Here is a 12,479-nt window from a genome sequence, read left to right as displayed (position 1 = left end):
GCTAGTAGTGTGGGGGCCTATGACTGACCTGAAAACCACCGCCGGCAAGATTGAGGACCTGGACGCCAAGCTTGCCGAGTCCCGCGCGCCGCTGGGAGAAAGCGAGCCGGCCGCCCGCACCCGCTTGACGCAGCTGCTCGATGAGGGCTCCTTCGTGGAAACGGACGCACTGGCCCGCCACCGCTCCACCGATTTCGGCCGCGAGCATGACCGCCCGTATACCGATGGCGTGGTTACCGGCTACGGCACTATCGATGGCCGCCGTGTGTGTGTCTTTAGCCAAGACGGAGAGATCTTCGATGGCACGATGGGTGAGGTTTATGCCGAAAAGCTCACCAAGATTTATGACCTCGCCATCAAGACCGGCGTGCCCATTATCGGCATCTATGAGTCCACCGGCCCGCGTGTACAAGAAGGCATTGTCACAATGGCCGGATACGCCCGCCTTATGGCGCGCGTCTCCCAGGCCTCGGGCCTCATCCCGCAGATTTCTGTAGTCGCAGGCAATACCAGCGGCATTGCGGCTTTCGCGCCGACGTTTGCCGATGTCCTCGTAGTCACCCAAGGCACCGCCCTCCATCAGGCCGCCAGCCACGTCGCCGGCGCCGAGCCAGAAACCTTCGGTGGTGCCGCAGCCCACGCGGAGTCCGGTACTGCTCACCTAGTGGCCAGCGACGACAAGCAGGCCCTGTCCCTCGTGCGCGACGTTCTGGCTTACCTGCCAGCCAATAACCGCGCCGAAGCGCCGCGTGTTGAGGCCGGCACGGTTAAGGACTTTGATTTAAATAGCGTTATCCCGGATTCTGCCGCGCAGGCCTATGACATCAACGATGTCATCAAGGCTGTAGTCGATGAGGGGTCGTTCTTCGAACTCTCTGCAGAAGCGGCACCAAATATCGTCACCGGCTTTGCCTACATCGATGGCCGAGCCGTCGGCATCGTTGCCAACCAGCCGCTAGCGCTGGCTGGTGCGCTGGATTCCGCCGCCGCAGAAAAGGCCGCGCGCTTCGTGCGCACGTGCGATGCCTTCAACACCCCCATCGTGGAATTCGTGGACTCCCCGGGCTTTGTGCCTACCCCGGAGGAAGAAAAGGCCGGCCTGCTACGGCGGGCGTCGAAGTTTGCTTATGCGCAGGCTGAAGCAAGCGTCGGCAAGCTCACTGTGATTACCCGCAAGGCTATTGGCCCGGCCTACGTATTTATGGGTGCAAAGGACCTAGGTGCCGACCTAGTCTACGCGTGGCCCACCGCAGAAATTTCCGTCACCCAAGCCTCCCAGGCTTCCCTGGCCATCTATGGGTCGGAGGAAAAGGAAGAAGAGATGGACGAGCTCTTCTTGCACCCGTATGCCGCAGCGGAGCGCGGGTTGGCCGATAATGTCATCGAGCCTTCCGCCACCCGCCACTACCTGGTAGAAGGCCTGCGCCTACTAGAGCGCAAGGCCGTGGCCCAGGTACCAAAGAAGCACGGAACCGTTTAGGAGGCAAGATGTCTACGCCTGAAATCAAGGTAGTAAAGGGCAATCCTACCGAGGATGAGCTCGCGGCCCTGCGCACGGTACTAGCGCAGATGAGCGCAAAGAATTCGGGCGCTACCGGCGAGCGCAATGAGTGGGGCAACCCGGCCGAACGTTTCGAACGCTTTGGGACCCAGCGCGTCTATAACCCCTCCGCTTTCCATACAGTGCGGTACTTCTAATGCGGCTCATCCTCGCCTCCCAATCGCCCTCGCGCGCGTCCATTCTGCGCAGCGCGGGCGTGGAGCCCGTTTTGGAACCAGCCGATATTGACGAGCGTTCCCTCGAAGCCTCGCTCGCCGGCCGCCCACCGGCCGACATCGTGGCGGCCCTGGCGACAGCCAAGGCCGAAAAGGTGGCCAAGCGCTTCCCCACCGAGCCCGTCATCGGTGGCGATTCCATGCTGCTTCTCGACGGCGAGCTGCAGGGCAAGCCGCACACTGAGGAAGCCACCATCGAGCGCTGGCACCAACAGGCTGGCCGCACGGCCGAACTGCTTACCGGCCACTGCCTCGTCTTTGGCGATGAGCGCCATGTGGAAACATCTACCACCACGGTCCACTTTGCCCACGCCAGCAAGGCTGATATCGCAGCTTATGCCCGCTCCGGGGAGCCACTCCACTGCGCCGGCGCCTTCACCTTAGAGGCCATGGGCGGCTGGTTCATTGACCGCATCGAAGGTGATCCTTCCTCCGTAATCGGGCTGTCCCTGCCGGTGGTGCGCCGCGCGCTGTATTCTTTTGACCTTAACGTCTCCGATTTCTGGTAGCTGCGCGCCCACACCGCTACAGTGGGGTGGCATGGAAATGAAAGATATGCTTGCCCCGAAACCCATTGAGTTGCCGGCCGATCCCGGCGCGGATTCCACTTCGGATCTTGCCGCCGGCATCGTTGCCCACCCCGATTCCCCGCTGCTGTGGGCACTGCTGGCGGAGCAGGAGCTCAAGCAGCAGGAAGGCTCCGAGCCTTCTGCTTTCATCACCGCCTACGCCTACGCGCGCACGGGCTACCACCGCAGCCTGGATCGCTTGCGCGGCAATGGTTGGAAGGGCTGGGGTCCTGTCCCCTTCTCCCACAAGCCGAACCAGGGCGTTCTGCGCGCCATCGCTGCACTCGGCCACGCTGCCAAGGCCATCGGCGAGGACGACGAGTATGACCGCATTCGCCAAATGCTTTCCGACGCCGACCCAGACAGCGTTGCCACCCTCCTCGACTAGACCTGGAGAGCCGCCATGCCTGCCGTGCCACCTCGCCGCTTGCGGCGATTCTCTGCTGCCCTACTACTTGCCACCTCCCTGCCACTAACGCTTAGCGCCTGCCGTTCCCAAGAGGATTCTTCTTCCTCCGAGCAGCCGGTCTTTTCCAGCCAAGCGCCGGCCGAGTCTGAAGCGTCCGACGGGGATGGTGCCGCTTCTACGAAGGCGCCGGCCCCGGCAGACTCCACCGACGAGGCCGATGAGACAACCACGCAACAGCAGGAAAAAGGCAAAGACCGCGAATGCACGGAACTGCCCAACGATCCCCGCCAGGTTTATGCCTCTGGCACCGCACCTGGGCGCATGCCCGCTGACGATGGCAGCGATTTCAACTTTTGGATCGGCAATATAGAGAACGGCTACGACCCCTGCGCCACGATTAGCTGGATCATTTTCCGCGGCTCATTGGGCGATGTGGAAGGTCCGGCAGGCACCGGCGCCTCAATGGTTGATGGGCTCGCCCTCTATGTCAACGGCGCTCCGGCCAAGGACATGTCCGTCTTCGAAAAGGTAGAAACCGTCACCCCAGTCTCAGACGACCAAGTCGACTTCACCTGGGGAGAGCGCAGCCGCTCAACCGCGGAGGGCATTACCGCGCACCACACCGTGCGCTTGCAGGCACAAGGCGACACCATTGCACCAATTTCTGGTGAAGTCGAGGAATTCAACAAGATGTGGGTTGATCTTCCCAGTTACCAGCTCGGAACCTACGATTAGCCTTTAGCCAGCCCACATAAGGCCTAGGGCTGTACGACACACGCCCCAGCTCAATCTGCCGGGGCGTGTGTCGTTTCTTGCTGTGCTACTCGCCTTGTTCAGCGAGCCACTCATCGCAAAAGTTTAGTCCATTTTGTCGAGAATATCACCAGTGTTTTGGGCAATCCGCACGTTTGCCACCATGGCCTCTAGGAACAGCCTGATAGCCACCATAAAGGCGTAGTAGATAATGGTGCACAGGACTGCTAGGAAGATGAAAGCAAAGATGCTTCCGAAGATGGCGGACACGGAGTCTTCACTGATGCCATAAATGCCCATAGCGGTAGCGAATAAGAAGGCGCCGAGAAGGTGAAGAATCCACATGATTCCACCAAGAATCATGGCGACCTTATAGATTTCCTTCACGTGGGTGATGGTCAGGAAGTGCTTGAACTCGAATTCAAAAAGTCCACCCAAGAGCCCGTCTTTTTTGCCCAAGCTCTTGAGAGCACCGCTCATCCGGCTGTTCTTACTACCAAGAACCTGGCCAGAACCGGTAGTCGCATCGCTGCCCGAAGGGAACTCTCCGAATCCTTGGCTCGTGCTCTGCTGTTGGGCGTAGCCACCAAAAGCCGGTTGCTCGTTCGTGGTCTGGGCGGAACCGAATTGGTTTCCGTCCGCAGCAGCGTCCGTTGATACCGAATCCGTGAATGGGTTGTGTGCACGGGAGGCAGCACCCTGACCTGCGGTGGAAGACTGCGTGGCCCAGAAATCGGAGTTGCCGGTACTTGAAGATGCCGCAGTAGCAGCCGAACTATCCCCCTCGGCTGGCTTCTGAGAAGAAAGATCCTGCGGGTTTCCAGAATCGCCAGACTGATCAGTGTGACCAAATGACTTCGTTTCACCTATATCGAAAGAACCTAACTCCTTGGTCTCATTCACCTCTGCGGTGTTGGTACCCTCAGCGTTTTTCGCAGCATCCTGGGCGCGATGACGCGGAGCTTCGGAAAAATCGCGCGGCGAGAAACCCTTGCGGAAACCGTCGGAGTTGAAGTCATTATCAGCCATAATCTGGTCCTTAAAAATGGTTTTAGGGGATCGTAGGAAATGCCCCACGGTCACCCGTGGGGCTATCTGGCAGGATACAGCGAACGTTAGGCGTTCGCGTCCTGAACGCGACGAATTGCTTCGGCGGCAACCTTTTCTTGGATGCCCATATCCAGCTCGGAAGTGAAGCCAACGCAGGAGCAGTTGATTTCGCCGAGAACGTAGGTATCGGTGCCATCGGGGGCGTCGTCAAGCATGAAGTCCGCAGTCCAGATCAGCGGAACATCTTTGGTATCGCCGAGCTTTTCAGCGATAACGGGGCGAGCTTTGTCGAACATCTCCAGCAGCTCCGGCCAGGATTCCGGCTTATCGTAGGTGTACTTCGCACCGGAGAAGAGCGTTGCGGAGAAGTTATCGCCGCCTTCCGCTGGCTTCTTGTGCACAATGAATACCGGCTCATTGCCCACGAGCAGGATGCGGATTTCGCCCTCTACAATGCGCGGCATAAAGCGCATATCCACCAGCATGCCGTTATCGCCCACAATGTACTGGTCACAGAAGTCCATGAAAGCGCCCAGCTGGTAGTCATGGGTCTGGTTATCCACTGCCTCGGTGCACTTCAAAGCGGTATCGAGCGGAAGCGCAGTGCCCGGTTCCACGGACTGGGCAAGCTCCTGATCCGCCAGGCGTACGCGCCAGATTCCCTCACCAGTAGAGCCGCGGTTTTGCTTGAGCACGCGCTCGCCATAGGACAAGGAGGTAGGGAAGGTATTATGCAGCTCTTCCACCTCGTAGTACGCGGCAGTATCGTCCGGCACTAGCGGGGTGTCTTTGAGCTTGACCAGTGCGTCCTTGGCACCATAGGCCATCATGTCCGCCGGAGTGGACATACCTACCAGGCCAGCGTCTGCCAGCTTGGTGAGCAATTCGAAGTAGCCCTTTTCTCCGCCGGGGATATTCCCTGGGTTGACGCGGGAGATATAAGCGTCAAAGTTGCTAGAGACCTGGGCATAGATCTCCTCAGTCTTATCTGGATGGAAGTAGATAACCTCGGCTTCCCAGCCTTGTTCCTTGATCGCATTGACGATCGGCATGGTGTCCTTGCGGTGACCATCTGCGCCCTTATCGGAGCCGCCCTCTACCTCGAATACAACGATTGCTTTCTGCACTTGCAGTTCCCTTCTTAGGTGGTGTTCATAGCACGTTGTCGCACCATATCCCGAGTTTATCCCAGGCTTTCTTACTCCGCGCACCCTACTGCCCCCTCTTTTCAACCCCGCCGGCCGCCACTCGCCGTCCCCGGCCGAAGCCTGTCTCCCACCCCACAGGAATGGTCCCCGAGTGATCACCACGGGAAAAATCGGGTTAAAGTGGTGGGAGCGAATTATTGACCCTTATAGGAAAGGCAGGCGGACAGTGGCTGACGTTGATCCCTATCCCCCATTCCAGGAATACGCACATCCCGAACGCCTCGTGTCTGCACCGTGGCTGTCCGCACGCCTAGGCATCAAAGGCCTGCGCGTTATTGAGGTGGATGAAGACTCGCTCCTCTATGACATTGGCCATATCCCTACTGCTACCCGCATTAACTTCCGCACGGAACTACTTAGCCCACTTACCCGTGATTTCATCGACGGAGAAGAATTCACTTCCCTAATGCGGGAGAAGGGCATTAACGCCGACGATACGATTGTTCTTTACGGCGACAAGTCCAATTGGTGGGCTGCCTACGCCCTGTGGGTATTTACCCTCTTCGGGCACAAGGACGTTCGCCTGCTCGATGGCGGCCGCAATGCCTGGATGGCCGAGGAACGCGATACTTCCTTCATGGTTCCAGACTTCCCCGCATCCGAATATCCCGAGGTAAGCCGCGATGACTCCATGCTGCGTACCTTCGTAGATCAGGTGCGCGAGACCGAAGGCACGCTCGTAGACACCCGCAGCCCAGAAGAGTTTGCGGGCGAGGCCACCGAACACGATCCCAATGGTGATTCCGCCTACGGCACTACCATGCGCCACGGCCATATCCCTAGCGCGATCAACCTCGAGTGGGATCGTTCCACCTACCCCAACTCCTGCTTCCGCTCGGCCGAGGAACTCAGGGTCAACTACGGAATGTTGGAGCCTGAGTCTGCCACAATCCTCTATTCCCACGTGGGCGCCCAAGCCGCGCATACGTGGTTTGTGCTGACGCATCTTTTGGGATTCACAAAGGCGCAGGTCTACGATGGTTCGTGGTCTGAGTGGGGCAATATGGTGAAAATGCCGATTGAGCGTTAGTTTTTCGGTTTAGCCGTATAAGCCCATGTCCACACTGGATGTGGGTTTATTTTTGTTCAAAAATGTCCCCCTTGCGTGCGTGAAAATTAACTCATGCTTTTGTGTGCAAGAATAGATTGCGTATTCAACCTAATGTGTTCAGGAGGTTGCTGCCGTGGCAGTAGAAACCAAAAAGATCTCTAAGGTTCTCGTGGCGAACCGCGGTGAGATCGCCGTTCGCGTGATCCGCGCGGCCCGCGACGCTGGCATTGCCTCCGTCGCCGTCTACGCCGAGCCAGATGCCCAGGCGCCCTTTGCCTCGCTTGCCGACGAAGCCTTTGCCCTCGGCGGCACCACTTCTGCCGAGTCCTACCTCGTCTTTGACAAGATCCTAGATGCCGCAGAAAAATCCGGCGCGGATGCCATTCACCCCGGCTACGGCTTCTTATCTGAAAACGCCGACTTTGCCCAGGCCGTCATCGACGCCGGATTGACCTGGATTGGCCCCTCTCCTGAGTCCATCCGCAACTTGGGCGATAAGGTCACCGCGCGGCACATCGCCGAGCGCGCCGAGGCCCCTATGGCCCCGGGTACTAAGGATCCGGTGGCTGGCGCCGATGAGGTGCAGTCCTTCGCCATGGAATACGGCCTTCCCGTTGCCATCAAGGCTGCCTTTGGCGGCGGCGGCCGCGGCATGAAGGTGGCCTACTCCGCAGAGGAAATCCCCGAGCTCTTTGAATCCGCTACCCGCGAGGCTACCTCCGCCTTCGGTCGTGGTGAGTGCTTCGTGGAGCGCTACCTGGACCGCGCCCGCCACGTCGAGGCCCAGGTGCTGGCGGATAAGCACGGCAACGTAGTTGTCGTCGGCACGCGCGATTGCTCCCTGCAGCGCCGCTTCCAGAAGCTAGTAGAAGAAGCGCCAGCCCCCTTCCTTACCGATGAGCAGCGCGCTTCCATCCACGAGTCTGCCAAGCGCATCTGCCGCGAGGCCGGCTACTACGGCGCCGGCACCGTTGAGTATCTGGTGGGCGCCGATGGCCTCATTTCCTTCCTTGAGGTCAATACTCGCCTGCAGGTGGAGCACCCAGTCTCCGAAGAAACCACCGGCCTCGACCTCGTACGCGAACAATTCCGCATCGCTGAGGGCCACGAGCTCTCCCTGCAGGAAGACCCCACCCCACGTGGTCATGCCTTCGAGTTCCGCATCAATGGTGAGGATGCCGCGGCAAACTTCATGCCGGCTCCTGGCACCATCGTGAAATACTCCGAACCAGCTGGTCCGGGCGTGCGCGTAGATTCTGGCGTCATCCAGGGCTCCGTCATTGGTGGCCAGTTCGATTCCATGCTGGCCAAGCTCATCGTCTGGGGGCCAGACCGCGAGACCGCGCTGCGCCGCTCCGCCCGCGCCCTATCCGAGTACACGGTGGAGGGCCTCCCCACCGTTATCCCGTTTGACCAGGCTGTCGTTGCTGACCCCGCCTTCGCTGCAGAAGACGGCAACTTCGGCGTCTACACCAAGTGGATCGAAGAGGAATGGGATAACCAGCTGCCCGCCCACGATGAGTCCACCGATGCCGAGGCAGCCGACGCAGAGCCTTCCCAGGTGCACACCGTGGAAATCGACGGCCGCCGCATCGAGGTTGCCCTCCCTGCCTCCTTCGGCGCCAACGGCACCCCACGCAAAAAGAAGAAGCGTAAGGGCTCTGGCGCCAAGGCCGCCGTATCCGGCGACGCCGTTGCCTCCCCAATGCAGGGCACGGTCATCAAGGTCAACGTCGAAGAAGGCCAAGAGGTCGCCGAAGGCGAAGTCCTCCTCGTGCTCGAGGCCATGAAGATGGAAAACCCCGTCAAGGCACATAAAGCCGGCACCGTTACCGGCTTGGCCGTAGAAGCTGGCGCTTCTACCACCAAGGGCAGCGTACTGCTGGAAATCAAGTAGCCTGCCCCGCTAGCCTTGGAAGAATGACTGATTCTTCCCTCGGCGTGCGCTTGGCCAAGGAAGAGGACCGCGACTATCTTACGGGCCTCTTCCCTTCTTATATTGCGGACTGGTCCCCCATTGTGGACGGCGGGGTCATCGCCCTACCCATGGCCGCCAACGAGGACCCCACCGTTGCTCCCCGCGGCGCCGCACTCCTGCGCTACTACCCCGCCGCCGACAAAGGCCCAGCTTTCTTGGGCGATCCCTCGGCGCACCCGCTTGACGACGCCACCTGGCTCACCCCCTTCGACCCCGAGGACATTCCCGAGCTCATCGTCTCCAGCGATGACCCCGCCGCCCGCGAGTTGCTTATTACCAACGCCATCGACCTCGCGGCCGAGCAGACTGCCCCCGGCATCTCTTCTGCCACGGCCCTGCCCGGATTCGAGGAACTCGCACCCGGCAAGTTCTTCCGCCGCTTCTAGCTCGCCCCTAGGTCCGGCCGCCCTCCTGCTAACCTAGCTACGATGCTGAAAATAGATGCAACTTATGGACATTCCACCGCTTTAGGGCGCCTGAATCGCACCTTCGACACCGGGCGCGTATACGGCTTGAAGGGCCCCAATGGTGCGGGTAAATCTACGCTGCTGCAGACCTTGAGCGGCGAAATTGCCCCACTCGAGGGCACCGTTACCATCGACGGTGCCGCACCCGGCAACGCAGAGGCCGCCGGCTCCGTCATCGCAGTTGCGGATCCGGTCTTCTTGCCTGACCTCACCGTCGGCGAGCACTTCACCCTGCTTTCGCGCCGCTCCGGCGTGGACTTTGCCGAGGTTCATGAACTTTGGGCCATCGACGACGCCATCCTAAACTCCGCGGTCAGCGACCTTTCTTCTGGCCAGCGCCAGCGCGTTTACCTCGCCGCCCAGCTCTATCAGCCTGCCAAGGCTCTGCTTATCGACGAACCCGAGCGCCACCTTGACCACACCTGGACCGCCTTCTTGGCCGAGGAGCTGCGCCACCTCGCCGACGACGGCCGTTGTGTAGTGCTGGCCTCCCACTCCCCGGCCATCTTCGATGCCTGTGATGAAGTGGTGGAGATTTCATGAAGCTTTTATCCCACGCCTCTTCAGCTATCTATTACGCCTTCATCGCGGCGCTCATCGCGAGCGTCAGTGTCTACGCTTGGCAGAATGCCGCCGAGGTTTTGCCCTCGCTCGCGCAGCGCACCGCCGCGTCCCTGCCCGCCACTGCGACCATCGGCGCTGCGTTCGGCTCCCTCGCCCTCATCGTTCTCCTCGAGGCGCTCTATCCGCTGCGCAGCCTTTCCCTGGGCCGGTGGGTCTATGTGGATAGGCCGCGGGGGCGTATGCGGGGCGTCGATAAGCTGTCCATTGCCCAGCTCGCCGGCGTAAGTCTCCTCGGCCTAGCCCTGTGCACGTCGCTGCACCTTCCGTTCTATGCGGCGATGGCCCTGCCCTTGCTGCGCATTGCGATCGGCTGGCGTTCCTTTAATCTCGCCTCGCTTCTTCGTGCGGGCCGCACCCGTGCCGTCGGCTCGTCCTCCTTTGGGCTTTTGGATTCTGAGGTTTCTGCCGATGCCATCGCCTCCCAGTCGGCCCGCCTGCGCCCCAGCTCGCGCGCCACGGCGTCGCCCAGCCGCCTCTTTTTCCGGCGCCTATACCGCCGCTGGTACATCCCGCTCGGCGCGGTCGCCGTCATGGGCCTAACCCTAGGACTAGCACCACAGCTTGGCAGCCTTGCCCTCATTGGATTCTCTGGCGCATGGACCATCGTCGGCGCCGCCACCGGCCGCGCCGCATCCTTTGGCCGCATCATCGACGGTGCTTGGCCCGACTGGGGACTTCCCTTGACCGCGACAGCAGGTGCCGCCGTTCTCGGTACCGCCTTCATCGCCGCCGTGTGGAAGCTGCCGATACTCGTACTCGCCGCGTGCTGTTTAGGACTTACCTATGCCTCCTTCAAGCGCTCCCGCCCCGCGCGAGTGACCACCATGAACATCATCGACACCGGTGGCTTCGGCGCTTCATTCTCCCCCGAAGTCTTCGGTTACTTCCTGCGCGGTGGCTACGGCATTGCGGCCATAACCGTGGTCCTCTTCTTTTAGTCGCCCTGCGCTTTCCCCAGGTACATCACTGCATTACATGCACATACCTGGGGATTTCTTTTTGGCATTATTCTGTATTACTCCACATAATACAGTTTGTGTTACTATAAGTAATACAGAAAAAAGATTGGAGGTGACAGATGTTTATTAGCCTCAACCCCGATTCGGATGTCCCTGTCTTCCAACAAATTCACGATGAATTAGTACTGGCCATAGCTCGCGGCCAGCTCTCTGATGGTGACAAGCTAGACCCCGTCCGCCGCGTCGCCAAAGACATAGGCATCAACCCGGCCACCGTGAAGAAGGCGTACGACCTCTTGGTCTCTGACGGCCTCATTGAAACCGCCGGCCGCTCCGGCTCCATCGTCAGACCCGGCGCTCACACCGAGACTCAAGAAAGACAACTAGCTGAGCAATTAGGCCGAGTAGTTGCGCTCGCCCGTGCCCAAGGCTTTAGCCCAGATGAGCTCCACACCCACCTCAGCTCCACTCTTAAACACTTGGAAGTATCGTCATGATTTTCGCACTTTTAATGGCCGTCACAACTCTCGCTATTACCTGGATTATGGCCCAAACGCCCTCCCTCGCCTCGCCCGGCACACCGCTCGGTGTGCGCGTGCCAAAGGACTACCTTTCCGATAGTGCAGTTACCTCTGCTCTTGCTGGATACAAGGTCCGTACTTGGGGCTGCGGCATCACGGCAACAATTCTGTCCCTCTTTGCCTGGAAATTGCCACTCCTCGCCGCCGTACCGTCCCTCTTGGTAACGCTCGGCGGCTTGTGGGCCTACATCTCTCAACGCCGCCGCATCATCGCCGCGAAAAAGGTCGGCGGTTGGTTCGACGAGGTTGAAACCACCATCGCTGCTCGTGTGTCCACCAACGCCAATGGCACACCCGAATTCGAAGGCATCCCCACGCCGACTTTTCCGTGGGTAACAATGCTCGCCTCCCTGTTGTGCATCGCGGCCGGTGCCATCATCGTCGCTTCCCACTGGTCCGATATTCCTGACCCCGTTCCTGTGCACTGGAATTCTTCCATGGAGGCGGATAATTGGAGCGAAAAGAATATCGGCAGCGTATTTTCTCTCTCCTTCATCGCCTTAGGAACGCTCTTGCTTTTCGCCATCATCTGCTCTTTTATCGCACATAGTGAGGTATCCCCACGTTCAGAACGCAGCATTAAAGCTCGACTGCGCAACGAGGCCAACCTCGCCTTCACGAATACCGGAATGGGAGTTCTCACCCTGCTCTTGTGTGCCGGCATGGCCTTCATGCAAGTAACCGGCCCTGTACCGCAATTTCAGCGGTTTAATGGCGCCGCCGTTATCACGATGTTGGTTCTTACCATCGGTGGCAGCATCGGACTGGTTGCATTTCTTCTCTACAAACAATCTCAATTATCTGAACAACTGCGTGGAATCCGCTTTCCCGATGAAGGCAAAGAATCACCGGACAATGACCATCTCTATAAATGGGGAGTGATGTACTACAACCCAGAGGATCCGGCGGTACTAGTGGATAAGCGCTTCGGCACAGGCGTGTCGTTCAACTTCGCCCGCTGGCAGGCCAAGGCATTCCTCGCCATCACACTTCTGGTTCTAGTCGGCTCAATAGCGCTGCCTTTAATACTCAGCTAAAAATTTTGGCATTCAGG

General features: G+C 59.6%; 14 protein-coding genes. 12 read left to right on the top strand and 2 right to left on the bottom strand.

The genetic code is table 11. The features are described 5' to 3' along the window. Positions 1-19 precede the first annotated feature (19 nt). The 5 genes from L8V22_RS06325 to L8V22_RS06305 are packed head-to-tail and all read left to right on the top strand — an operon-like array spanning position 20 to position 3,489. Positions 20-1,480 (top strand): acyl-CoA carboxylase subunit beta, encoded by a 1,461-nt coding sequence (locus tag L8V22_RS06325; protein ID WP_238801222.1) that lies wholly within the window; start codon positions 20-22, stop codon positions 1,478-1,480. Between the two features lie 8 nt (positions 1,481-1,488). Continuing rightward, a complete protein-coding gene (locus L8V22_RS06320; RefSeq protein WP_238801221.1) occupies positions 1,489-1,698 on the top strand; it encodes an acyl-CoA carboxylase subunit epsilon in 210 nt (69 codons plus the stop codon). After that, positions 1,698-2,285 carry a Maf family protein gene (locus L8V22_RS06315; RefSeq protein WP_238801220.1) on the top strand — a complete coding sequence of 196 codons (588 nt, stop codon included), beginning with the start codon at positions 1,698-1,700 and terminating at the stop codon, positions 2,283-2,285. The genes L8V22_RS06320 and L8V22_RS06315 overlap by 1 nt, the downstream gene beginning before the upstream one ends. 31 nt (positions 2,286-2,316) lie before the next feature. Continuing rightward, entirely contained in the window at positions 2,317-2,733 is a 417-nt protein-coding gene (locus L8V22_RS06310; RefSeq protein ID WP_269966419.1) for a DUF3151 domain-containing protein, read from the top strand. A gap of 15 nt (positions 2,734-2,748) precedes the next feature. Then, the gene (locus L8V22_RS06305) at positions 2,749-3,489 is read left to right on the top strand and encodes a hypothetical protein (RefSeq protein WP_238801218.1); all 741 of its coding nucleotides are present in this window, start codon (positions 2,749-2,751) and stop codon (positions 3,487-3,489) included. Positions 3,490-3,612: 123 nt separating this feature from the next. Here L8V22_RS06305 and L8V22_RS06300 read toward each other — a convergent pair whose 3' ends face one another. Together L8V22_RS06300 and L8V22_RS06295 are read right to left on the bottom strand one after the other, a co-directional pair. Then, a complete protein-coding gene (locus L8V22_RS06300) occupies positions 3,613-4,536 on the bottom strand; it encodes a DUF4282 domain-containing protein (protein ID WP_238801217.1) in 924 nt (307 codons plus the stop codon). Between the two features lie 86 nt (positions 4,537-4,622). Next, on the bottom strand, positions 4,623-5,684 hold the full coding sequence (locus tag L8V22_RS06295) for a Cj0069 family protein (RefSeq protein ID WP_238801216.1): 1,062 nt from the start codon (positions 5,682-5,684) through the stop codon (positions 4,623-4,625). Between the two features lie 247 nt (positions 5,685-5,931). On the opposite strand from L8V22_RS06295, the gene L8V22_RS06290 reads away from it, so the two are divergent. The 7 genes from L8V22_RS06290 to L8V22_RS06260 all read left to right on the top strand — a co-directional run bounded on the left by L8V22_RS06290 (position 5,932) and on the right by L8V22_RS06260 (position 12,462). Then, positions 5,932-6,795 carry a sulfurtransferase gene (locus tag L8V22_RS06290; RefSeq protein ID WP_238801215.1) on the top strand — a complete coding sequence of 288 codons (864 nt, stop codon included), beginning with the start codon at positions 5,932-5,934 and terminating at the stop codon, positions 6,793-6,795. Between the two features lie 154 nt (positions 6,796-6,949). Continuing rightward, entirely contained in the window at positions 6,950-8,713 is a 1,764-nt protein-coding gene (locus L8V22_RS06285) for an acetyl/propionyl/methylcrotonyl-CoA carboxylase subunit alpha (RefSeq protein WP_238801214.1), read from the top strand. 23 nt (positions 8,714-8,736) lie between these two features. Continuing rightward, the gene (locus L8V22_RS06280) at positions 8,737-9,180 is read left to right on the top strand and encodes a hypothetical protein (protein ID WP_238801213.1); all 444 of its coding nucleotides are present in this window, start codon (positions 8,737-8,739) and stop codon (positions 9,178-9,180) included. Between the two features lie 42 nt (positions 9,181-9,222). Continuing rightward, positions 9,223-9,804 carry an ABC transporter ATP-binding protein gene (locus L8V22_RS06275; protein WP_238801212.1) on the top strand — a complete coding sequence of 194 codons (582 nt, stop codon included), beginning with the start codon at positions 9,223-9,225 and terminating at the stop codon, positions 9,802-9,804. Beyond that, positions 9,801-10,823, top strand: a complete 1,023-nt coding sequence (locus tag L8V22_RS06270; RefSeq protein WP_238801211.1) for an ABC transporter permease — start codon at positions 9,801-9,803, stop codon at positions 10,821-10,823. The genes L8V22_RS06275 and L8V22_RS06270 overlap by 4 nt, the downstream gene beginning before the upstream one ends. Positions 10,824-10,963: 140 nt before the next feature. Further along, on the top strand, positions 10,964-11,341 hold the full coding sequence (locus L8V22_RS06265) for a GntR family transcriptional regulator (protein WP_238801210.1): 378 nt from the start codon (positions 10,964-10,966) through the stop codon (positions 11,339-11,341). Then, positions 11,338-12,462, top strand: coding sequence for a DUF1648 domain-containing protein (locus L8V22_RS06260; RefSeq protein ID WP_238801209.1), 1,125 nt, complete (start codon positions 11,338-11,340; stop codon positions 12,460-12,462). The genes L8V22_RS06265 and L8V22_RS06260 overlap by 4 nt, the downstream gene beginning before the upstream one ends. The last annotated feature ends 17 nt before the right edge of the window (positions 12,463-12,479 follow it).

The organism is Corynebacterium yonathiae, assembly GCF_027570195.1.
Lineage (GTDB): Bacteria > Actinomycetota > Actinomycetes > Mycobacteriales > Mycobacteriaceae > Corynebacterium > Corynebacterium yonathiae.
The sequence above is the reverse complement of the archived record's forward strand: the minus strand, read 5'-3'. Positions and strand labels throughout refer to the sequence as shown.

Bases quoted from the DNA above. Each gene is read 5' to 3' on its own strand.
- L8V22_RS06325 (WP_238801222.1), top strand. From the start codon at position 20: ATGACTGACCTGAAAACCACCGCCGGCAAGATTGAGGACCTGGACGCC.
- L8V22_RS06320 (WP_238801221.1), top strand. From the start codon at position 1,489: ATGTCTACGCCTGAAATCAAGGTAGTAAAGGGCAATCCTACCGAGGAT.
- L8V22_RS06315 (WP_238801220.1), top strand. From the start codon at position 1,698: ATGCGGCTCATCCTCGCCTCCCAATCGCCCTCGCGCGCGTCCATTCTG.
- L8V22_RS06310 (WP_269966419.1), top strand. From the start codon at position 2,317: ATGGAAATGAAAGATATGCTTGCCCCGAAACCCATTGAGTTGCCGGCC.
- L8V22_RS06305 (WP_238801218.1), top strand. From the start codon at position 2,749: ATGCCTGCCGTGCCACCTCGCCGCTTGCGGCGATTCTCTGCTGCCCTA.
- L8V22_RS06300 (WP_238801217.1), bottom strand. From the start codon at position 4,536: ATGGCTGATAATGACTTCAACTCCGACGGTTTCCGCAAGGGTTTCTCG.
- L8V22_RS06280 (WP_238801213.1), top strand. From the start codon at position 8,737: ATGACTGATTCTTCCCTCGGCGTGCGCTTGGCCAAGGAAGAGGACCGC.
- L8V22_RS06275 (WP_238801212.1), top strand. From the start codon at position 9,223: ATGCTGAAAATAGATGCAACTTATGGACATTCCACCGCTTTAGGGCGC.
- L8V22_RS06270 (WP_238801211.1), top strand. From the start codon at position 9,801: ATGAAGCTTTTATCCCACGCCTCTTCAGCTATCTATTACGCCTTCATC.
- L8V22_RS06265 (WP_238801210.1), top strand. From the start codon at position 10,964: ATGTTTATTAGCCTCAACCCCGATTCGGATGTCCCTGTCTTCCAACAA.
- L8V22_RS06260 (WP_238801209.1), top strand. From the start codon at position 11,338: ATGATTTTCGCACTTTTAATGGCCGTCACAACTCTCGCTATTACCTGG.